The organism is Acidobacteriota bacterium (assembly GCA_040754075.1).
Classification (GTDB): Bacteria; Acidobacteriota; Blastocatellia; order UBA7656; family UBA7656; genus JBFMDH01.
This window is the reverse complement of record JBFMDH010000001.1, coordinates 96045-117888: the sequence shown is the minus strand read 5'-3', so window position 1 is coordinate 117888 and position 21844 is coordinate 96045. Positions and strand designations below refer to the sequence as shown.

Below are 21844 nucleotides of genomic sequence, written 5' to 3'. Positions count from 1 at the left end.
TCGGATGTCGATAAAGGACTGGTGGCATTAAAAGAGGCATATCGCGGACAGCGACCGCTCGAAGCGCGCATTTCGGCATTGGATGAATACGCTCCGAAAATCACCACCCGAGGCGCGCAAGACGCCGTCACCGACAAACAGAAACTCGAAGCGGCAGAGATCACCTTGCGGCAAGCGGCAATCAACGAGCAGAGCGCCCCCGCCTATCACGCGCTCGGCGAGTATTACTTAGCGACCGGAGATTTCGAGAAAGCGATTGAGAATTTCGAGAAAGCCTTAACGAAAAGCCCCAACGACGCCAAAATCCACAGCGATCTCGGCGCGGCATATTTGGAAACGGGTAAACTGAGCAAAAGGCAAGAACGCGAGAAAAAGATTGAAACGGCGCAAAGCGGTCTGGCATTTGGAAAAAGTTTCGAGCATCTTCAAAAAGCTCTCGAACTGGATGGCTCTCTGCTGACTGCCCTTTTCAACCTGGCGATTCTCAGGCAAGAGATGGATATGTCTGAAGCCTCTCAAGAAGAGGCTTGGCAAAAGTATCTCGAAAAAGACCGGGCATCGAAATGGGCAAGCGAAGCGCAAGAGAGAATTGAAGAAATCCAAAATAAACGTAAACAAAATTCCAGGAGCGAGGAAGAATTATTTCAAAATTTTCTCATCGCTTACCAAATTCAAGATAACCCCGCCATTTGGGATTTGATTCGTCAAAATTATGAGGTTACCGGCGGCAAGATTGAGCATCAGTTAATTACCGGATACTTCAACCTTTGCCTGGAAAATCAGGAAGACCGGGCTGAGGAACGACTTGAAGCGTTGTCATACCTCGGTCAATTGCTCAAACAAAAAACCGGGGATTGTTTCATCTATGACTTAGCAAATTTCTATCAATCTTCTAGCCATATAAAAAAAAGGGAAATCGCCCAAGCCTATGAGATTTTAAAGCGCGGGCAACAGCATATCCTGAACGAGAGAATAGAAGAAGCCATAGAAGATTACCGAAGCGGTAGAGCAATCATGCAAAATGGCGGAGACCGCCCCGACGAAGTTTTGGTTGATTATCTGTTAGGGCATGCTTATTTATTAAAGTCTGATCCGGCTTGGGCGTTTTCCACATTTGAACAGGCATTAAAAACCTGCGTGGCAAAAAAGTACAAGTGGTTCACCTCGCAAATTCTTCAGGGCATCGCCATTGCCCATATGTCCTTTTGGGATTACTCTAAAGCCATTTACAAAAGTAATGCGGCTTTAACCCTGGCAGAAGAGTTAGAAAATCCCGATGCTCAGGCAAAAGCTTTACACCAATTAGGGTCTGAATTTTTTTACCTGAAAGATTATTCCAGGTCATTAAATTTTTATCTTCGTAACCTTCAACTGCTGAATGCCTTTCCAGCCGCACCCAGACAAAAATGGCGAGCTTATATTTCCATTGCGCAACCGCTTGGTAAACTGGGATTACACACCTCGGCTATCGAATATCAGAAACAGGCGCTACAGATTGCCCGGGACTTGAACGCGCCGTTATTCATCTGGCGTTCCTATGCCCTGCTGGGGGCGACTTATGCTGATCAAGGTGATTTCCAGGAAGCCCTGAATAATGTGGAGAAAGCCATTGAACTGGGCAAATCGCTTCCTGATGAACGAGCTTCCCAAAACGCTCTTGCCCAATCATTTCTACAACGCGCTAACTTATATAAACTAAAAAAAGAGTACAACGCGGCTATCCAGGATTATGATCAAGCCATTGAGCTTTATGAGTCACTGGGTTTCAAAGCTTTTGATTACTCCGCTTTCTCCGGGAAACTGTTATCGTGCATCGCGCAAGGGGAATGTTCATCTTTTGATAAAACTTTAGAAACCACACTAAACATTTTTGATCGCCACCGTTCAACCATCCGGGAGCAGAATAATCGCGATTCTTTTTTCGAGAGCGAGCAGGCAGTATTTGATGCCGCCATCGATCATGAATTTTCAATAAAGGGGAATCCTCAAAGAGCCTTTGAATATTCAGAAAAATGCCGGGCAAGGTCGTTACTGGATTTAGCCAGTACCAGTTCTCTCAAAACCGCTCCCTTAACCAGTTCCGAGTCAGAGATGGATTTTCCTGTGCAACCGATGGGGTTGGGAGAAATCCAGGCGCAATTGCCTCAAGAAGCACAAATCGTTCAGTACCAGGTCATGGACAGCGGTTTGATTGTTTGGGTTCTCTCCAGAGATAATTTTTCAAGCCAAAAATCGCCAATCGATATTAACGCTTTAAACCACGACATCGCCGGTTATCTTGATTTAATAAAAAAATCGCCTCAAGGAAATCGCCTTGAACTCAAACAAAGCTCTGAGGAACTCTATAAAATTCTCATCGAACCCATTGAGGGGTGGTTGGATAAAAACAAGCAGTTGTGTATTGTCCCCGATAAAATTCTTAATCGTATTCCTTTTGCCGCTCTCTTCTCTGAACCATCACAAAAATATTTACTCGAAGAATTCAAACTCTGTGTAGCGCCAAGCTCGACGCTTTTCATTCTCAGTTCGATAGCGGCACTGGAAAAGCAAGGGGTCAAAAACGAACGCTTACTGAGCGTTGGCAACCCGGCTTTTGATCACCAGCGTTTTCCTGACCTGGAGGATTTACCATCAGCCGGTACAGAAGCAGAAAACATAAAACGTTTCTACGCTCCCGATTCGTCCTGTTTGGTTGGCAAACGGGCGATAAAAAAACCGATTGAACGTGAGATGGCGAGAGTTGACATCATTCATTTAGCCCTGCATTCCATTATCCATGAAAAGTCCCCGCTATTATCTAAGCTATTACTGACAAGTCCATCATCTTCTTCCCCTCTATCAGAGGACGCAACCAGCGAATTGACTTGCGGTGAAATCTACAACTTGAATCTCAAGCGCCCAAGACTGGTTATCTTATCTGCCTGTAGTACCGCCGTAGAAGGATACTACGGAGCAGGAATGCTTGGTATTGCGCGCCCTTTTATAGCCAAAAGCATTCCGCTGGTCGTAGCCAGCCTCTGGGCGGTGGATTCGCCTACGACCAAAGATTTAATGATCGCTTTTCATCAATATCGTAAGAAAAACGGCATGTCCACAGTAGCCGCATTAAGGCAAGCGCAATTGGATATTCTGCAAGCGCCGGATGAGAGAATTCATTCACCTTATTACTGGGCAGCATTTGTAACCATCGGCGGATGCGCCGGTTTTTGATTACCACGGGCGCAAGCTGCATACCCATCATTACTTTAAATGCGAATTTGCAAAGGAGACCCTCATGCCCACAAATATCTTGCCACATTGCCCGAAAATCCGAGTCATTGCCAGCGGTATGTTCATCAGTAATATCGTGGACGGCAGTTCACAAGCGGACATCGGTTTGCTGCGTAACGCTCCCAATCACCGCATGAACATTACCTTGAAAATCAGGAATGATAAAGACCCGGAAAAAAATCAGCTTATCGAAATCAGCCCCGATTACCATCAGGACTTTTCAATTCTGGTAAACCGGGTTACTCAACCGGGGATACAGGTATACCGCTCCGACTCCCTCTCTCAACAGCCCTTTAACCGAAGAACGCTGCCTGATTTAAACAATGTCACGTCATCTGATCGTCCGGATATGGATTTCGGTTGGGTCGTTGATTTGGATGATCTACTGGGGCGCAAATGTTCGGCGCACCTCGATCCGACTGAATTAGCGCCGACGATCTACTTCAATAAAGGAATTTTTTATACGGGGAGTGTCAGCCTTGGCAGAGCCTTCAGCGTTCAAGGCGGACAAATCGACTTATTCGGACATATGGCGCATACCCTTGCCATTGACATCGAACTTGAACATGGCGTTAAAGCGATTTTTAAGAATGGCTCGAATGTTCTTTATGAATTTCAGGCATCAGACCCGCTGAACTATTTGATTGAAATTGATCGGGATTGCATCCCCGATGACATCTGCCACAGCGATTTCAAGTTACTTTACCATGCCTTATCGTTAGGTCTGGATGAAGACCACAAAGTTGATTTACAACCTGACCCCGAGACCGATACGGCAAGCGTCTCCGAAGGCGATCCGTTGATTCCCTGTATGGGAGGCAACCGAGCGCCTTGACCCGGAACCAGAAATTTTCTGTGTCAACACCCGTTTTAAGTAGACCATTAAAAAAATGGGGGCAATAGCCCGGTTGGTAGCCCCCGCGCCTCCCCAACCAATTTGCATACAGCGACAGCGTATCAGTAATTTTGGAAAAGTGAGGACTGTTATATGTCAAAGAAAACCGAAGAAGAATTATTAGAATTTATCGAGCGAAACGCGGTTAAATACCTCGATTTGCCTAATGTGACGTCGGTCGGAGTCGCATACAAAATCAAAGACCTCCAGCTTACAGATGAACTGGCGATACGGTTTACCGTAAAAAATAAATTATCTATTGAAAGGCTGGAAGCTGAGGGCATGCAACCTTTGCCTTCCGCATTCATTGACCAGGATGATGTTGCGATTCCTACGGATGTCGTTGCGCGTTCATATCGCCTCTCCCATAAAATCCTCAATGAAGCAACTTTGCCGGAACCTTTACCTACCCTCGCAGCCGCTGAACCCTCGCGCCGGTCGCGTTTCAGCACCTTACGCCCTGGTATCAGCGTCGGCAACATCAGTTTGTCGCTTTCAGGAACCATCGGTGCCATTGTTTATGATGCGTTAAACGGCACGCCTTACCTTTTGAGCAACTGGCATATACTTTGTGGTGAACAGGGAAAAGCCGGGAATAAAATCGTTCAGCCAAGTAAAAACGACTCTAACCAGGTGTTTTCAAACCTTACCGGCAAGTTAATTAGAAGCCATTTAGGAATAGAGGGAGACTGTGCGATAGCCAGCATTTCCGAACGCGGCATCAACGAAAATATTTTGGGATTAAACATCACTCCCCGGCGTATCGCGATTCCAAATCTGAACGACAAGGTAGTGAAATCAGGCAGAACAACCGCAGTGACCTATGGAATCGTGAATTGTCTGGGGATATTTAAAAATAATTATCAGGGGAGTTTGGGTGAACGCCAGGTAGCCGGGTTTGAAATTCGCCCCAACCCTGACAAAAAACCTTTAACGGGAGAAATCAGCGGTAGTGGGGATTCCGGCAGTCTCTGGTTGATTGACACCGACACGGATGAGAAAAATGTAGCGGTGGGGTTGCATTTTGCAGGGGAAGCCGCACACAATCCGGCGGAACACGCGCTTGCCTGCAACATCGATAGCGTTTTTCAGATGCTGCAAATATCATTTGTCAACCCCCTTATTCCCTTTTTAAACCGTCACTGATTGTTAAGCTGACCGTGGCTTTGACCGGAGGCGATTAAAAGCGCCCCTTCGCGCGGTGCTGAGCGATTCTCTAGCTCTGTATTCGCGCCGTCAGGTGCGGCTCGCTTTTAGCGCGGTTTGCGATTGAGCTTATTTTGAATCGGTTGAGGAAGCGGTCTTTGACTGCGCTTCAACCAACGACGCGGTCAAAGACCGCTTCCTCAACCCCAGTAAATCGTTTTGCAAGCTGCAATAAATGCCCTTATTTTAAGCTACCTTTTATTTTCAGAATTTCGCCCCTGATAAGCTTTTAGCAGATAATCTCCGACGCGCTGGCAGGGTTGAAAATCAAGGGTGACGTTTAACGCTTCGGCAACTTTGCGCAAAGTTTTACGAGACTCAGCATCCCACCGCAAGGGGCGCAAGGTGTCGTCGTTCATCTCTTCTTCGGAAACCGCTTGAGCGATGACGAAATATTTTCCCGGCGCGAGATTATTTAAAGAAAATGTCGCGTCGCGTTGCATCTCGGTTTCGTAATAACGCAGCGCATCATCGGCGCTTTCCGGTTCTGCCGGAACCAACACCACGCGCAGGCGATTAGGCAATTGCTCGCCTTCTTTTGCAACCGTGACTCGCCCTTTGAGTCCGGCTGCGCCTTCGGATGCAGTGATGGTGACGCCTTCGAGCCTTTCGCCTAATTTCATCATCATGCCCTCGCGCGCCGCATCTTTGAACTGGGTTAATTCGGTCTTTGGTTGATTGCCTGTGGACTCTTTCGATGGATTATTCGACGGCTGTTTTGCTTGGGCGTTTGTCGGCTCCTTCGTTGAAATCCCCCCTGACGTTGGTTGAGCCATTGGTTCTTTAGATTCGCGGCTGGCTGAATTTGCAGGCATTGTAATTGAGCGAATGAACCAATCTTCCGTGGGCAATTTGATGTCGAGATGATAACGTCCGCCATCAATAATCAATAATCGAAAATCGCCTTTTTCATTGGGCACGCCATCGGTCGTAAACATCGCAAACAGCGCCGCAATCGGCATCGTCGGTTCCGGGCGGTCTTTGCCTTTTACGTCCAGTTGACTGAGCAAGACCACTTCTTCAACCGAAGATGCGCGTTTCGCCGGACAGATGCTTTTACCATCAACCGATTTCAAATTCTCTAAAACGAATTTGCCGGAAATCGAACCGAGCCGCATCAGCGTCAGTTCAACGCCGGTCACATCCGCGCCGCGCACCGTGACTTTACGCGGCGGCGCAACCAGCGTTTCATCGGTTGCGAGATTCAGTTTGCGTTCATCGCCGCCCATGGCGCTCACATAATAGTCGCCATCCGACACGCTGCCCAAAGCAAACGAAGGCTTTTCCCCATCGCCGATTCCGAAAATCGCCCCGCCAAGTGACATCGCTTCGATGGTGCCGGTCGCGGCATTGGTCAGCGTCACAAAAGCCACGCCCTGATTATCAAATCCCGAAAGCGTGCCGCTGACGAGGTGCCCGCGATTGTCGCGATATTGAATGTTGATGCCGCCGATTTCCTGCCCACTTTGCAACGTAATCGGCGTCGCGGTGTCGCGTGTGCCCGTCGGATAGTAAGTCGGCGAATCCGCATCATAAGCGCCAAGTGAAAAACTCAATACGCCTTTACCGCCCGCCGCCACAACATAAATGCCCGGTTCCAACCCGTAGATACGATAGACGCCACGGTCATCAGTCTTCCAGCTTCTGCCAATCGTCATTTCATCTACGGGTGCGCTACGGCTGGCGCGACCATCCACCTCTTTAATTTTCATGGCGCGAACCTGAACGCCAATCAGCGGTTCTCCGTAAAGCGTCGTCACCATTCCGGTAATCACCCCGCCTTTGATTAACCGGAGCGTCGCCTCATCGCCGATGTGAAAATATTTCGGTTTACCATTTTCTTGCGTAACTCCCGGCGCGACGACATAGCCCGGCGCATAAACTTTAAGGGCGTAAGAACCGGTATTGAGTTCGTCAAACGCGAAACGTCCGTCTTCGCCGGTGGTTGCGGTGCGCATGCCGGCATTAACAGGTCGTTTTTGCTGGCTCATCACCCCTGCCGGAGCCGCCAGCACCATCGCATCATCGACGGGTCTGCCGCTCTCATCAATCACCCGTCCGGTGAGCGCGCGCCCGACAACATTTTTCGGCGCGGCTTTTTCAGCAGCCGGTTTAGTTGGCGTTTTGCGCGGTCGTTGCGCGTTGGCAATCAGGATTGTAGAAAAAATAATGATGACAATCATCCAGCGTTTCATGGTCGCTCCTTTATGATTCAAATTTAAAACTTTAAATTAGTTGTCTTGATTTTTAGCTTTTAAATCCCAAACGATTTCCATTTCCAATTCTTGCCCGATGCTTAAACTCACATTTTGTGGTGCGCTGTATTTGGCTTTCTCTGAGGGATTGGCGGTTTGTGTACTCACCCCCAATTCGTAATCCCCCGCAATCAAATACTCGATGATGAAGCGACCGTTTGCGTCAACTTCAACACTGGTATTGTTTTTCGCGTTATAGGGGTAATCCGATTCTCCATTGATCAGCCGGTAAAATGAAACGTCCAGAGATGTACCCGCAGGCAATGTTCCGCCAATGATTTTCACCTGTCCGCGTATCTTGCAGGTTCTTGGGGCTACATACAAGCGCACATCGTTGATTGCTTCTCCCCTGCTTAGCTTTAGTTCTTTATTCGCGCCTGTGCGTTCTACTTTAGTAATCCAGAATCCGGGTAACCCTGAATAAACCATTGGGCGAATATAGGCACTACCCGGCATTAACCCACGAAAAATAAAGTTGCCATCCGCACCGATTCTCGCTACCGAATCGGTGGAATTTTTTAGTAAGCTACCACTTCCTTCATCACGCGAAACTGCGGATATGGTTGCCTGCGAAAGCTTTTCCATATACATCGGATCACTTGAGCCATCAATGAATGCCTGCCCACTAATGGTTACGGCTTGATGCAAACGAATCTCGATATTTTCGACGTTTGCGTCTTTGAGATTAAATTCCGCTTTTTCGGAATAATAATCTTTGGCTTCATCGCTTGGGTTTACAGCTTCAAGCATATAGTTGTTGTTTCTTACGCCCTGAATTTTAAATTCACCTTGAGCATTCGCTGAAATACTTAACGGGTTAAATGAAGTACCAAACGATGAATACTTCACGACCGCATGCGGGACGGGTTTGCCGGTTTCGGCATCAATCACTCGCCCGCTAATCGCGTAAGTGGATGGAACAGCTTCAACTTTAATATCCACTCCCTGAACCTCATTGGCATCGGTAATTTCTACCTCTTTGGCTGCTGAAGCGTCAGCCACTCCGGGATAGTAGGTTTGCCTTGCGCGCTTGCCTCTTTGAACGGATTGTCCAGGAAATGTGCTGTCGCCACCAACAGCAATTTTATAGCGTCCATTTGCCAGACCATAAATACGATAGATACCTCGGTCATCAGTCAGGAAACTTTCAATTCCCCCAGTGACTCTTCTTTGATATGGCTCTTTATCTGAACCTCTTTGACGAATGGCATTAACAACTTCTCCGATAACCGGTTTCCCATCTGCATCAATCACCCGCCCGGTAATCACCCCTCCGCGAATCAAAGCAAAATTAATATTTTCAATCACGTCGTCTTTGCCAACCGTAAAAGTCTTGTCAATCGATTCATTGTCCTGCCCTACAACGTAAAGCATGGTCGGCGCATGCACAGACAGTTTGTAACGCCCCGCTTCAATTCCGTTAAACCGAAAGGTTCCGTCATCATTCGTACTCACTTTAGGAAAAGGAACTCCTTTAGCGACGAACTGGCGAAATGCCCGAATATCGGAATCGTCAGGTAGCGCAACGACAATAATGCCTTGAGCGGGTTTGCCATCGATTGTTACACGACCGGATATCACACCTTTGTGGGTGGGAGGATGTTCTGACAAAGTTTGCGAAAATACATAGGACGCTGCACAAAACATCACAGCAACCAGAAGAGGAAAATGTTTCAGATGATTCATATTTATCTATGTCCGAATGGTTGTTGGTGATTAACAGATAGCTTCGCTTTGTTTTCGACTCAATTGCTCACATCCAGAGACAATTCAACATCGAGGGTTTGGCCTTCGACGAGGTTGATGAGCTGTTTGCTCTCGCGCCGTTTTAAATCGCCCTCTTTTTCATCGCCACCCATTGTCGCGATGACCACCAATTCGTATTGCCCTGGCGTTAAGCCTTCCAGCTTAAAAGTGCCATCTTTGTTGACCATCGTATTGCTGCTGCGGGCATCAAATCCGTCATCATCGTCTTCACCATCCTTTGCGCCGGGCTTGCGAACAACGGCATAGATATAAGTTCCTGCGGGTGGCGTGCCGCCTTGAAAATGGACTTTACCGTTGATGGTGCAGTTTGCCATAGCGACAACGATGCGCACATCGTTAATCACATCGCCGCGCCTCAAATCAAATCCGGCGGTAATGTCTACGCCGCTACGCTCGACCCGTTTCAGCGCATATCCGCCTGAACCTTCCGACAACTTGATCACACCGATGCGCGCTTTGCCGGGTCTTAATCCTTTTAAGATGAAACTGCCGTCCGCCTTAATGTCGGAACTGGCATGGGTATAGAGCATCCCTTCCTGGCGTTCGCCCTGCCGGTCTTCCCAACTGGTCGCGGAAACGTATTGTCCGGCAAGCCCGACAGTGACGTTGGCGCTGCCTGCGCCCTCAACGACCACTGTGCCGCTCACCGTCAATCCTCTATAGAGTTTGATTTCCAGATTGGTGAAGTTTGCGTCTTTAACTGCAAACCTTGTCGCATCGCCATAAAATTCGCGGTCTTCCATTAATTCCGCTGCAATCATCGCCGAATAGTCGCCGCTCGTCAGCCCTTCAATGGTGAATTGCCCGCGCGCATTTGTCGGCGCGCTTTTGCCTTGCGAACGGGCTTCGGCATTGATTGCAGTGCAGCGAATGACTATGCCCGGAATCGCTTTGCCGGTTTCCGCATCAATCACCCGTCCGGCAACCATATAAGCTTTTGCCGGTGCGCCGATTTTAATATCGATGTTGGGAACTTCGCCGCTGCCACGAACTTCAACGATGCCGCTGGTCGCTTCATCTGTGGTGCCCGGATAGTAGGTCGTCTGGTGGCGGTTGCGTCTTTCGGCAAAGCGTTCGGTAAAAATCGAACCGCCACCATTAAACGCCACAGCGATTTTGTAGCGACCATCCGGCACCCCGAAAATGCGATAGACGCCCCGGTCATCGGTCATGAATTGTTCGCCAAACATCTCTGCGCCGAATGAAAGCGCGTACTCATTTTTGCCATCAAATTCTTTTTGCGACACCAGACGCACGACTTCACCAATCACCGGACGACCATCCATAAATGTCACTCTGCCGGTAATGACGCCGCCGCGCGTGATGGAAAATTCGAGATTATCAACGGTTTCACCTTCGCCGAGTTTCAATTCCTTTCGCGCGCTGTCGTTGGTTTCGGTTTTAAATTTAGCGGCGATGGCTTCGGGGCTTTCCTCGTCATCATCTTCGTCTTCGTCTTCGTCATTTTTTTTAGCATTGGCAATTTTTTTCTCATCATCACCTTTTGCCGGAGGCGGCGGATTCGTGGTTTTAGTGCCAATCATCGCAGGGGCAAAGACGCGAACTTCATACTTGCCGGACTTCATTCCCGAAAAGCGAAATTGCCCGTTGGTATCGGTTACCGATTTGAAAACGAAATCGCCGCCATTGCCAAATAAAATTTGCGACATCATCTTGCCGAACAGTTGTTCGTCTTGTTTACCATCGCCTTCATAAAACGCCATCACCTGAACGCCACGCGCCGGAACCCCGTTGACGGTTACACGTCCGGCAATCACGCCTGTGCCGCTGTCTTGCGAAAGCGTTTGTCGAGGCTGAGCAAGCATCGTCACGAGGCTCAAAGAGATGACCAGAAAAATACGTTTTACCATCGGCATAAATCCTCCAACATGAATTCAACCACCATTCTCTCGCTCATTAAATTAAACCGCTAATGTTTCATTCATTGAAATCAATTTTTGATTTTTTACAGCTTTTTCGTTGCCGGTTTGGGCGGCGTATAGCGCAACCCATAATCCGCAAGGCGCTGGCACGTTTGCAATTCAACTACGATATTTGCGGCTTCGGCTTCTTTGCGCAACTGATTGCGCCCGTCTATGTCCCAATACAGCGGACGCGGCGCGTTATCCGTCAACTCATCATCGCTCGCAATGCGCGTGACTATCCAGTATTTGCCGGGCGCAAGGTTTGTCAAAGAAAATTTTCCGTCGCTTTGCACCTGAGCTTGAACGAAACGCAGTGCGTCGTTTGCGCGTTCGCGTTCCGCAGGCACCAGATAGACCCGCAGGTTCGCTGGCAGCGCGTCGCGCTCTGAGGGAGCACTCACTTTACCGCTCAGGCTTGCCGCGCCTTCGTTGATGGTGATGGTCAAATCGCTGATGCGCTCACCGGCTTTCAGATTCAAGCCTCTGGTTGCAACATCGCTTAGTTGAGCATTTCGCGAAGCGGGTTGGTTGGGTTTCGCAGTCTTAGGGAAACCGATGGATTTTACATACCAGGTATCGCTCGGTAAATTCGCCGACAAACGATAGCGTCCGGCTTCAAACCGATAGAGCGTGAATTCCCCCTTTTCATCGCCGGAAAATTGCGAAGGTGGATTAAATGGCAGTTGCGGCGTTTCGGCTTGGTCATCGCGACGAATAAAAATCAGCGCCTCTTCCAGAGATGTGTCTTTGGCAGGCTCACATTTTTTCTTTGCCGCTTCATCTGTAAGCGGTTCAAAAATGATGCGACCTGAAATCGAAGCGAGCGGCGCAAGCGCCAGTTCAACACCGGTCACATCGCCGCCTTTAACTACGATGCGTTTTGCCGCTGATGCCATCGTATTCTTTTCATCATTGAATGGAACATACATGGCTTTGACGAGATATTCGCCGTCGCTTATACCGAAAAAGCTGAAACTGCGACTACTGTCCGAGCGCGTACTGGCAGAGGCGGTGGCTTCCTGAACGCCGGTGATGGCGTTTATCAGCATCACTCCGATGGCATAATTGGGAGCGAGATTGGGATGATTGGCAACGCTGCCGCTGATGACCTTGCCTTTTTCGCCGCGATAGGCAATGTCGATGCTCGATACTTCCTGCCCCCTGGTCACCAGAATTTCATTCGCGGTGTCGCGGGTCGATGACGGATGATAAGTGGGAATGTCTTCGGAATATTTGTCATAACCGCCGCTATAAAAACCGTTGCCGCCCGCCATAACGATATAAGTTCCCGATTCCAGTCCGTACAAACGATAGATGCCCCGGTCATCGGTCAGGCGTTCAACTCTGATATTGGCAGAACGAATCGCTTTGCCTTCGGCATCTTTGACGCGGATGGCGCGCACTGAAACATTGATGACCGGTTCGCCCGTTGCACTCTTGACCATGCCGGTTATCACGCCGCCCTTGGTCATCGTAAAGGTCACGCTGTCGCCGAGGCGATAAACTGTCACTTCGTTTCTCTGATTGGCAAGGATATAACCCGGCGCGAAAGGCGAAACCTGATAGGTTGCTGCCGATAAATCATCGGCTTGAAATCTGCCCTCTTCGTCGGTGCCGAGATTGCGTTGATTCATTTGCGCGCGGTTTCCCATTGCCGAAACTGTCACCGCAATGTGCGCGAGCGGTTGTCCGCTGTCACTGACTACGCGCCCGGAGATTGAACCGCGCCGGGCTTGCGACTGGCGTTGCTCTGCGGCAGCTTTTTTGACCTGGGTAGTCGTCGATGGATTTGCAGAAGGTTGTTGAGCGAAAGCCGCAATAACCAACAAAATACTCAAAAGCCCGGGTGCAATAATTTTTTTCATCGTCTCTCCTTCAAGGTTGATAAATTCACCAGACGTTTTTTCTTGTTAATGTGTGCGAATAAATTTCCATTCACAAATCTATTTATCCTGATTTTTGGCTTCAAGGTTGATGACCAACGTGACCGGCGTTTCCGCGTCGTTGGTCACGGTGACGGTTTGTTTGATTCCCCGTGGAAGCGGTTTATTGCCGTTATCGCCATACAGCAGGATTTCGTATTCACCCGCAACCAAACCTTCGATGACAAACCGCCCGCGCGCATCCACTTCTGTCATTGAACGAGTTTTCGTTTCTCCGGCGCGACGAATCATTGCCCAGAGTCGCGCGTTTTCAGCCAGGCTGCCGTTTTCAACTTTCACGGTGCCGCGAATCACGCCCGTCGCATAAACCATCACGATGCGAATGCCGGTGATTTGTTCGCCGGCTTTGACATCAAACTCTTTCACCTCAACGCCATTATGCTCGGTTCGCACATAAGCGATTCGCTTATTGTTAAACGGGCTGTCAGCGCCAATCTCAATCTTTCCCGGACGTAAACCGATAAGTTTGAAACTGCCGTCAGCGGCAATTGGGCGAGGATGCCAGATTGACGGCGTGGGATCAGTATTCTTTGTTCGTTGCCAAATTCGCGCCTGTTGCGCGAGCGCGAGAATTTGCGGGTCATCCGTTCCTTCGACTACTACCGCACCGCTGATGCTAGCGCCGCGATAAATTTTTAATTCAAGTCCCTGAACATCTTCATCCTTAATATCAAATGGCGCAGCCTCAGCATATGTTTCACTATCGTTTGTATTGAGTATCATTGCGGCATATCTGCCGGGAGTTAAGCCTTCAAAAAACATTTCACCTCTGCCGGTGGGGTTCATCGCCGGGCTTACCATGCCGCCATACTCACCGGTTGGACGTACCAAGCCACAAAAATATTGCACATTGGCTACAGGCTTACCGGTCGCCGCATCAATGATGCGTCCGCTTGCAGTATAAGTTTTCAGCTTGTGGCTCAGTTTAATGTCAATGTTGGTCGCTTCTTCGCCATCGCCAAGTTCGATAATCTCAGCTTTCATCACATCGGTTGTATCAGGGTGATAGGTCAACTGATAAAGATTTACGCCATACCTGGTCGCGGCTGTCATACCCGGTTTGGCGCCAAGTCCGATTTTGTAACGACCGGCAGGCAATCCATAAAGGCGATATTCTCCCCGATCATCGGTTAGCAACATTCGCGGATTATTAATGTAAAAATATTGAGCTTCGCCTTTTTCATCCAGCTTATACAATTGAAGCCAGGCCTCAATCAGTGGTTGATGGTTCCCGTCCACTACACGTCCTGTAATGACCGCGCCGCGCTTTAATGCGATTTCAATTCCGGTCAACTCTTCGCCCGCATTAATCACCACAGGTCTGCCTTTTTCAGGCAAAATACTGCCTAATTCAGCGGGATTGACAAAACCCGGCGTCAGCGCATTCAACAGATAATCGTTTGCCGGAACCTTTTCAATTTTGAAGTTCCCTTCCGAGTCTGTCGTCGTCTTCATTTCGGGAATCAGCGTGGTCATGCGCCTGCGCCCCTGTTGCAATACGACTGTGACATTAGCCTGCGGTTTGCCATCAATAAGCACGCGCCCGGCAAGCGAACCTGTGCCTGCGGGTTTTGTGCCGCTTTGTAAAGCGTGCGTCGATACTGCTAATGAAAAGGCGATGAGCAATGAAGAAAGTATTCGATTCAGGTAATGCATTGAAACCTCCGTTGATAAGTTTCGCGATGCGCCTATCGCATGATGGTTGGGGTTATTCTTCTCTGTCCTCATTCACTTTGGCGTCGGGCGTGAAGATGACTGAAGTTTCCGCGTCGTTAGTGACCGTCACATTTTTCTTAATCGACTGCGAGGGTCTGGGTTGATTTGGTGAAACGTTTTGCAGTTCCAGTTCATACTCGCCCGGTGGCAACGCTTCAAAGATGAATTTTCCACTCCCACTCACCTCAGCCGATATGAAGTTGGTTTTTACCAATGGATTGAGCGGCTTCACATAAACCACATAACGCGCGCCTTCGGGCATTGCGCCGTTTTCAAATTGCAGTTGTCCGCGAATCACCCCGTTTCCATAAACAAAAATCAACCGCACACCGGTGATCTGTTCGCCAGCTTTGAGGTCAAACTCTTTTTGCGGTATGCCGTTTTGTTCAATGCGCGAAAGAAAGAGCTTTGAATCCCGTTGAATCGAAGTAGCAATGATTTGCGCTTTACCGGCGCGAAGTCCGCTGATGCGAAAACTGCCATCAGCATTAATTGTCGGAATTTTGGAACCGAATGAATCCAACGCCGGGGGCGTTACCGATACTCGCAGCCAGATGCTTTGCAAAAGCCCAAGAATTGCCGGATCGTTGGTGCCTTCAACCACAACGACGCCGCTGATGCTGGCACCGCGATGCACGCGCAGTTCTAACCCGCTTACATTGCGGTCGGCGATTTCAATAAGCACCGGTTCGGCAAACCCTTCGAGTGTACCGTCATTCCAGACCATCACCGCATAATGACCGGGCGATAATCCGTCCAGTTGAAATTCACCCTGAGCATTCGAGCGAATTCCGCCATACGCAGCCCCGCTGAGTGTCTGTCTATCTGTCATCCCGCCCACACCATAAGCGATATTTGCCAGTGGTTTGCCGGTTGCGACATCAATGATGCGACCGGTTGCTGAATAGGTTTTCAAAACTGCGCCCACGGTGATGTCAATTCCTGCGACCTCTTCGCCCGCTTTGACTTCAACGATTTGAGCGCGCGATTCGTCGGTCACACTGGGATAAAAAGTCTTTTGATAATTACCTCCCTGCTCGAATCTGAGAGAACCATCATTCACCGCGCGTCCGACGCTTACTTTGTAACGACCAGAGGGCAACCCATAAATGCGGTAGATGCCCCGGTCGTCCGTGTGATGAGCAAAGGGATTGTTATTGTTATATGTCCAGTAATATTGAGTAGCGCGACTACGCTCATTGATTCGTAGTAAGGAGACCACTGTTTCAATAATCGGCTGTTGATTGGCATCCACGATGCGTCCCGTAATCGTAGCGCCGCGCTTTAATGAAATATCCATCCCTTCAATGGCTTCGCCTTCATCAAGGATGAGGCGCTTACCTTGATTCACGTTCACAGAGTCGCTGGAAATGAATCCCGGCGTAATGTTGCCTAAGGCGTAGGAGCCTGCCGCAACATTCAAGAAACGATAACGCCCTTCACTATCTGTTTGGGTTCTGATGAATGCCTGTGAGGATGAAGAATTGGCGGGTTGCAAAACCACCATCACGTTTGCCTGCGGTTTACCATCAATTGTCACCTGACCGCTGATGGAACCGGTTGCGACAGGTTTCGTTTCACGTTGTGACACTTGTGAATATGCCAATGCCACACTAACAATGAAGAATAGTTCGATAAGCAAAATTCGTTTGAAAATGGTCATCTGGTATCTCCTATCGCAAAATTGCAGGAGCAATTTTTTAGAGGATTTCATTTCACCAATTGCTTAGATACGTCAAAAGTGAAGGTATATTGAGTTTCCTCGCCGCCCACGATTCTCACAACTTCCTCTAAGGTTCGCATTCGTACATCAGATTGTCGGGGCACAATTCTTATCTCATATTCACCCGTCGGCATTCCGTTAAGGACGAAGAAGCCGCGCGCATCAGCCCACGCTTGCCAACGCGGGTTAAAAGATTCCTCACCTTTAAGACCCGCCAGCACCAGGAAAGTGGTTTCTTTCGGTAATGGGCCATTTTCGACTTTGATTTGTCCACGAAGGTTTCCCGTACCATAGGCCAAAACCAACCGCACATTGCTTATCTGTTCACCTTTATTAATTTCAATGGTTTTCTTCTCAACCCCATTGTGTTCGATACGCATCAGGGTGAAACCCTTCTCGTTCAGAGCGCCGCGCACCTGAACTTCGGCTTTACCGGCAGGTAAGCCATTGATGCGAAAACTGCCGTCTACAGCAATCGGATTCACTCCCAAACGTATATCCAAAGGTCTCGGCGTCAACGATAAACCAACTTGCAGCTTCTGGAGTTGCGCTAAAATATTCGGGTCAGATGTTCCTTCAACCACTGCTGTGCCACTGATGCTTGCGCCTCGCAAGGCTTTGATTTCAAGGTTTTTCACGTCTGCATCTTTCACTTCAAACAGGGTGCGCTCCGCGTAAAATTCGGAGTTATCGCTATTCACCAGGAAAATTGCATAACGACCGGGCAATAATCTATCTATACGAAATTCACCTTTTGCATTGCTGAGCAAACCCACGTATGGAGAACTGTTGGACGCATCATTCCCGGTTAAAGGCAAAATGCCGTAGGTTTGTCCGGCAACCGGGCTTCCCGTTTCGGCGTTGATGATGCGTCCGGTTAGTGCATAAGTTTTCACGGGTAGTGCGACAATTATATCAACGGCTGATACCTCTTCCCCCTCAGCCAATTCAATCACCTTAGCGTTTGAGACATCTGTAGCGTCGGGATGATACGTGCGAATGTAACCGGCAGCCGAGGATATGCCAGCGGTGCCCTGGGGCAAAGAACCCGCGCTAACTTTATACTGCCCTGCCGGTAATCCGTAAATCCGATAGATACCTCGATCATCAGTTTCATAGATTGATGAATCGAAGATAACAAAAGGCGATTGATATTGTTTGCTTTTTTCCTCGAATCGCCAAACGCTGACAAAGGTTTTAATAATCGGTTGTTGGTTTGCATCCGTAACACGACCGGTGATTACGCCGCCACGCTTTAATGAAAAATTGATCTCTTCAATCCTTTCGCCGTCGTTAATGGCGACATCTTTTCCGGCTTCCCAAGGATGTCTGGGGTTGTTTTCGGCAATGAAGGTAGAAGTAAGTGGAATGATTCGATAATTACCGCGCGCGATACCGGAAAATTGAAAGCGTCCTTCTTCATCGGTTGTCACTGTTATTAATGGATTTTGGCGGGAGCTAAAAACACCTGCAAATAACCCGACAGTGAAATGTGACAAGGACTTGCCATCAATTGTCACCTGACCGCTGATGGAGCCGGTCGGTTTGGCGTCTTTCGATTGGGCAGGGGTGTTTTGGGCAATACACAATAAAACAACGATCAGGGTTGCAATCCATATGGCTGGTTTCATTTTTGCCTCCGTTTAAGAAACCTCGGAACAAGGTCTCTTAGCTGACCTCGGTGAACCTTAACTCAGTCGCCTTTTTTCGGAAAAGGCTTGTGGGTTTGAACGCTCGACTGCCGCGATGGGTGCAAATTTTATCGCTATTATTTGCGCTACACAACCAGTTAAACCGCAAAAGACAACTGTTGACAATTTCTCATCTCACCCGATAATTGGGGTGTCTTTCTAGCTTCTCGCCGCAACCTCCGTCGGCAAAATCGGCAGTGAACATTTTTCGGAGAAGATAACGTGTCTAACAAAATGTTAAATTCTGTTTCGACCAGAGAGCCTGGTAACGAACTCTTGAAAGAGTATACCGTTGAACAACTGAGCGAATACCATTTGAAATTGAGCCGCCTGTTGGAGCGCGTCGAAAGCGCCTCGACGCATTTTGAAACTTTAGGTTTAGACCCATCGGCTTCTTATGATGATGTCCTGCACGCCTATTATAAAATGCTCAGCACCTTCTATCCGGTGCAAACCGTGCGCACCTCCATCCCGCAGGCGACGCTTGAGCAGATGGATAAAGCCTTCGTGAAAGCTTCGCAAGCATTTTCCACTCTGGCGAATGCTCACCAAAGAAAGAAATATCAACGCGCTTTGATTATGAATGCCAAAAGCCCGCTCAATTCAAGCTTGCCCGCAGCACAGACAGCCGTGCAATATCCCCCCCTCTCGCCGGTTCATTCTGCGCCGGCGTTGAAGGCGCCCAAATTATCGCCACCCTCACACGCGCCTGTGCAAAACCTTTTGCCGACACCACCGATTGCGTCTGCAACACCGGCTGCGGCGCTGCCAGCGCCACCGGGAGAGGCGTCGAAAAAAGTTTTCACGGTTAAACCCAGAATAAATTCAACCCCTGCCGACGACCCCCTTCAGGTCAATCCGGCTACATCGGGCAAACAGGCATACAGCGAATATTCCTCTGAGTGGAAAGATGGCAATCGGCGGCGCAATCAGCGCATTAAAATGGCACTGCCGACGCGCGTTTCCGGGTACGACCAGCACAATAAAAAATGGGATGAAATGACGCAGACCGTTGATGTCAGCCGCACCGGCGTGAGTGTGAAAGTTCGCCGCCGCGTGCGTTGCGGCAATGTGGTTTATTTAACCCTGCCGCTGCCCACCAAACTGCGAATGCATGGCTTTGCCGAAACCAGTTTTAACAGTTATGCGATTGTCCGTCGGGTTGACCCGATACAAAACGGGCAACGGATTATCGCTTTGGAATTTATCGGTGAACATCCGCCCAAAGGGTATATGGAAAAACCCTGGACAACCTTCAAGACCCAGCAATGGAACGGCACTGAAAGGCGTAGAGAAAAACGGTTGAGTCGCATGGAGAAGGTCTCCATTGAATATTTCGATGATAATTTTCGTTCGCTCGCCAAAGAAGAGACCGTAACCGAAAACGTCAGCGGTCAGGGAATGCGGATATTCGTTAAATATGCGCCCTTTGAATTCGATTTGATCAGGGTCACATCATTGACCCGCAACTTTGAGAGCCTGGCGCTGGTGCGCAACCGGTTTGTGGGCAAGGAAGGATTGGAACGCCTGTGCGTTCAGTTTCTCAACCCGGTAATTTAGTTTTTGTCTGGATTTTTCCGCGTTTCGCCTGCTGATAACCGATTTGCTTGAGGCGAGCGTCAGTTGCTGAAACGGAATAACATTGATTACTCGCTTCCCCGTGACGATAAAAAAGATTGAGAGAGTTGGAGGTATGGCATGTCGGAGTTTTCCACTCGCACGCAAAACGTAAATCCTGTTGCAGAATTCATCCCTGAAGAAAATTATCTGAACACCTTACACAACCGTTTGGAACAGATTCAACAGGCGTCAACCCATTATCAAACGCTGATGCTTGAACCCGCAGCTTCATATGAAGACATTGTGCGGGCATATACAAACATCCTGCATATCCTTTATCCCGCAAGCCACCTGCGCGATGCCCTGTCGCATCATTCGATATTTGAAGTGGAAAAGGCTTTTCGCAAAGTCTCGCTCGCCTTTTCATTTCTGGTTGAACCCGGAAAACGCGCTGAATACGATACGGTACTCTCTACTCTTCAATCACCATCTGAAGCTCTGACCGAACCGGCAAGCGCATCCCTGGCATCGACCGACCATTCACTTTTAACCGAAGAACATAACGTTGCGCTTCGCACCGCCGATTCGGGAAAGCTGCAAAAAAATCACTCGCAACGGACAGGCAGTTCAGAGGCTTTATCGCCAGGCAAGCATTCCGACGCGGCTCCCTCAACCGCTGGCAGCAATCGCCGTCGCAATCAACGTTCGCCCATTTCGGTTACCGTTCAAGTGACCGGTTATGGAAGAAACAAAGTCAAATGGGTCGAACAGACGCAAAGCCTCGATGTCAGCCGCACAGGGCTGAGCGTCGCTTTGCATAAACCTATTCGCACGGGAACCATCCTGCACATTACTATGCCGGTGCTGGAGAAATTTCGTCCGCAAGGTTACACCGGCGCAGAACTCAGCCTCTATGTTTTAGTGCGTCGCATTGAACCTGCGAAAAAAGGCATCCGCACGGTGGCGCTGGAATTCATTGGCAATCAACCGCCGCCGGGATTTAACGAACGCCCCTGGGCGGTCTTCAAACCCAGGAGTTGGGCTGGACTTGAACGTCGCCGTACACCGCGCCTTAACCGTCAGGAGCGCGTCCGGCTTGAGTATTACAATGAAGGGTTCGAGTTGGTCATGAAAGAAGACACCTCAACGGAAGACGTCAGCACCACCGGCATGCGCATTCTTGCGCGCTTCGTCCCCGACGAATTTGAATTCGTTAAGGTGAATTGTTTGGATAGAGATTTTCACTGTCTGGCGGTTGTGCGCGCTCGCTTCCTGGAAAAAGATGGACTGGAGCGCCTCTCCATACAATTTTTAAATAAAGCCAAATCGCGTCTCGGAGCATAAGCGGCAACCCGACGATTTCGCCTTTGACGATTTCGCCTTTAAGGTTTGCCAAACAGTCTTTCTTTGAATTTTTTCGATAGCGAATAAACCGCTTCGCCAATAGGCAAATCGCCTTTAAAGGAACTTTTTTGCGTGTGTTTGAGCGATGCGAAAAGCGGCACGGTAAACTCGGTTTCGATTTCGTAACGCAGAGTGAATGATTCGGTCATCGCATCCCATGCGACGCCTGGAATGCTGGTTAAATCGACGGTAAACGGCAATTCGATTTCCACTTCGCCGGTTGCGGGAATTTCAATATCCTTGTCGTGTTTGCCTTCGGCAACCGCGTTATCATTGAGTTTGAGTTTATAGGTAACGTCTTGCAGTTTGAGCGCCGCGGTTTGATTTTTCACACTGACGACCGCAATCACATCAATGGTCTTTTTCCAGAAATCGAATTTATCGTAGCGGATGGTTTGCAATTCAACTTGCGGCGGTTTCGCTTCAGTCGATTGATGGGTTTGAGCAAACGTCATCAAGTTGCTCAATAACAGCAAACTGAAAAGCCTG

General features: G+C 49.0%; 13 protein-coding genes. 5 read left to right on the top strand and 8 right to left on the bottom strand.

The window, feature by feature from the left end; genetic code table 11:
* Window positions 1-165 precede the first annotated feature (165 nt).
* The 3 genes from AB1757_00430 to AB1757_00420 all read left to right on the top strand — a co-directional run bounded on the left by AB1757_00430 (window position 166) and on the right by AB1757_00420 (window position 5311).
* Complete coding sequence (locus AB1757_00430) at window positions 166-3210, top strand: CHAT domain-containing protein (GenBank protein MEW6125498.1); 3045 nt, start codon at window positions 166-168, stop codon at window positions 3208-3210.
* Between the two features lie 64 nt (window positions 3211-3274).
* Window positions 3275-4105 carry a hypothetical protein gene (locus tag AB1757_00425; protein ID MEW6125497.1) on the top strand — a complete coding sequence of 277 codons (831 nt, stop codon included), beginning with the start codon at window positions 3275-3277 and terminating at the stop codon, window positions 4103-4105.
* A gap of 153 nt (window positions 4106-4258) precedes the next feature.
* Window positions 4259-5311: a hypothetical protein gene (locus tag AB1757_00420; protein ID MEW6125496.1), complete on the top strand. Its 1053-nt coding sequence runs from the start codon at window positions 4259-4261 to the stop codon at window positions 5309-5311.
* 251 nt (window positions 5312-5562) lie between these two features.
* Here the strand turns inward: AB1757_00420 and AB1757_00415 are convergent, their stop codons facing one another.
* The 7 genes from AB1757_00415 to AB1757_00385 all read right to left on the bottom strand — a co-directional run bounded on the left by AB1757_00415 (window position 5563) and on the right by AB1757_00385 (window position 18331).
* The gene (locus AB1757_00415) at window positions 5563-7566 is read right to left on the bottom strand and encodes a carboxypeptidase regulatory-like domain-containing protein (protein ID MEW6125495.1); all 2004 of its coding nucleotides are present in this window, start codon (window positions 7564-7566) and stop codon (window positions 5563-5565) included.
* Between the two features lie 36 nt (window positions 7567-7602).
* A complete protein-coding gene (locus AB1757_00410) occupies window positions 7603-9312 on the bottom strand; it encodes a carboxypeptidase regulatory-like domain-containing protein (protein MEW6125494.1) in 1710 nt (569 codons plus the stop codon).
* A 59-nt stretch (window positions 9313-9371) separates the two neighbouring features.
* Entirely contained in the window at window positions 9372-11270 is a 1899-nt protein-coding gene (locus AB1757_00405) for a carboxypeptidase regulatory-like domain-containing protein (GenBank protein MEW6125493.1), read from the bottom strand.
* An 89-nt stretch (window positions 11271-11359) separates the two neighbouring features.
* The gene (locus AB1757_00400; GenBank protein ID MEW6125492.1) at window positions 11360-13183 is read right to left on the bottom strand and encodes a carboxypeptidase-like regulatory domain-containing protein; all 1824 of its coding nucleotides are present in this window, start codon (window positions 13181-13183) and stop codon (window positions 11360-11362) included.
* Between the two features lie 78 nt (window positions 13184-13261).
* Window positions 13262-14917: a carboxypeptidase regulatory-like domain-containing protein gene (locus AB1757_00395; GenBank protein ID MEW6125491.1), complete on the bottom strand. Its 1656-nt coding sequence runs from the start codon at window positions 14915-14917 to the stop codon at window positions 13262-13264.
* 52 nt (window positions 14918-14969) lie between these two features.
* The gene (locus AB1757_00390) at window positions 14970-16640 is read right to left on the bottom strand and encodes a carboxypeptidase-like regulatory domain-containing protein (protein ID MEW6125490.1); all 1671 of its coding nucleotides are present in this window, start codon (window positions 16638-16640) and stop codon (window positions 14970-14972) included.
* Window positions 16641-16687: 47 nt separating this feature from the next.
* A complete protein-coding gene (locus AB1757_00385) occupies window positions 16688-18331 on the bottom strand; it encodes a hypothetical protein (protein MEW6125489.1) in 1644 nt (547 codons plus the stop codon).
* A gap of 282 nt (window positions 18332-18613) precedes the next feature.
* On the opposite strand from AB1757_00385, the gene AB1757_00380 reads away from it, so the two are divergent.
* Together AB1757_00380 and AB1757_00375 are read left to right on the top strand one after the other, a co-directional pair.
* Window positions 18614-19951 (top strand): PilZ domain-containing protein, encoded by a 1338-nt coding sequence (locus tag AB1757_00380; GenBank protein MEW6125488.1) that lies wholly within the window; start codon window positions 18614-18616, stop codon window positions 19949-19951.
* 138 nt (window positions 19952-20089) lie between these two features.
* A complete protein-coding gene (locus AB1757_00375) occupies window positions 20090-21295 on the top strand; it encodes a PilZ domain-containing protein (protein MEW6125487.1) in 1206 nt (401 codons plus the stop codon).
* Window positions 21296-21333: 38 nt separating this feature from the next.
* Here the strand turns inward: AB1757_00375 and AB1757_00370 are convergent, their stop codons facing one another.
* Window positions 21334-21810, bottom strand: coding sequence for an LEA type 2 family protein (locus AB1757_00370; protein ID MEW6125486.1), 477 nt, complete (start codon window positions 21808-21810; stop codon window positions 21334-21336).
* Between the last annotated feature and the right edge of the window lie 34 nt (window positions 21811-21844).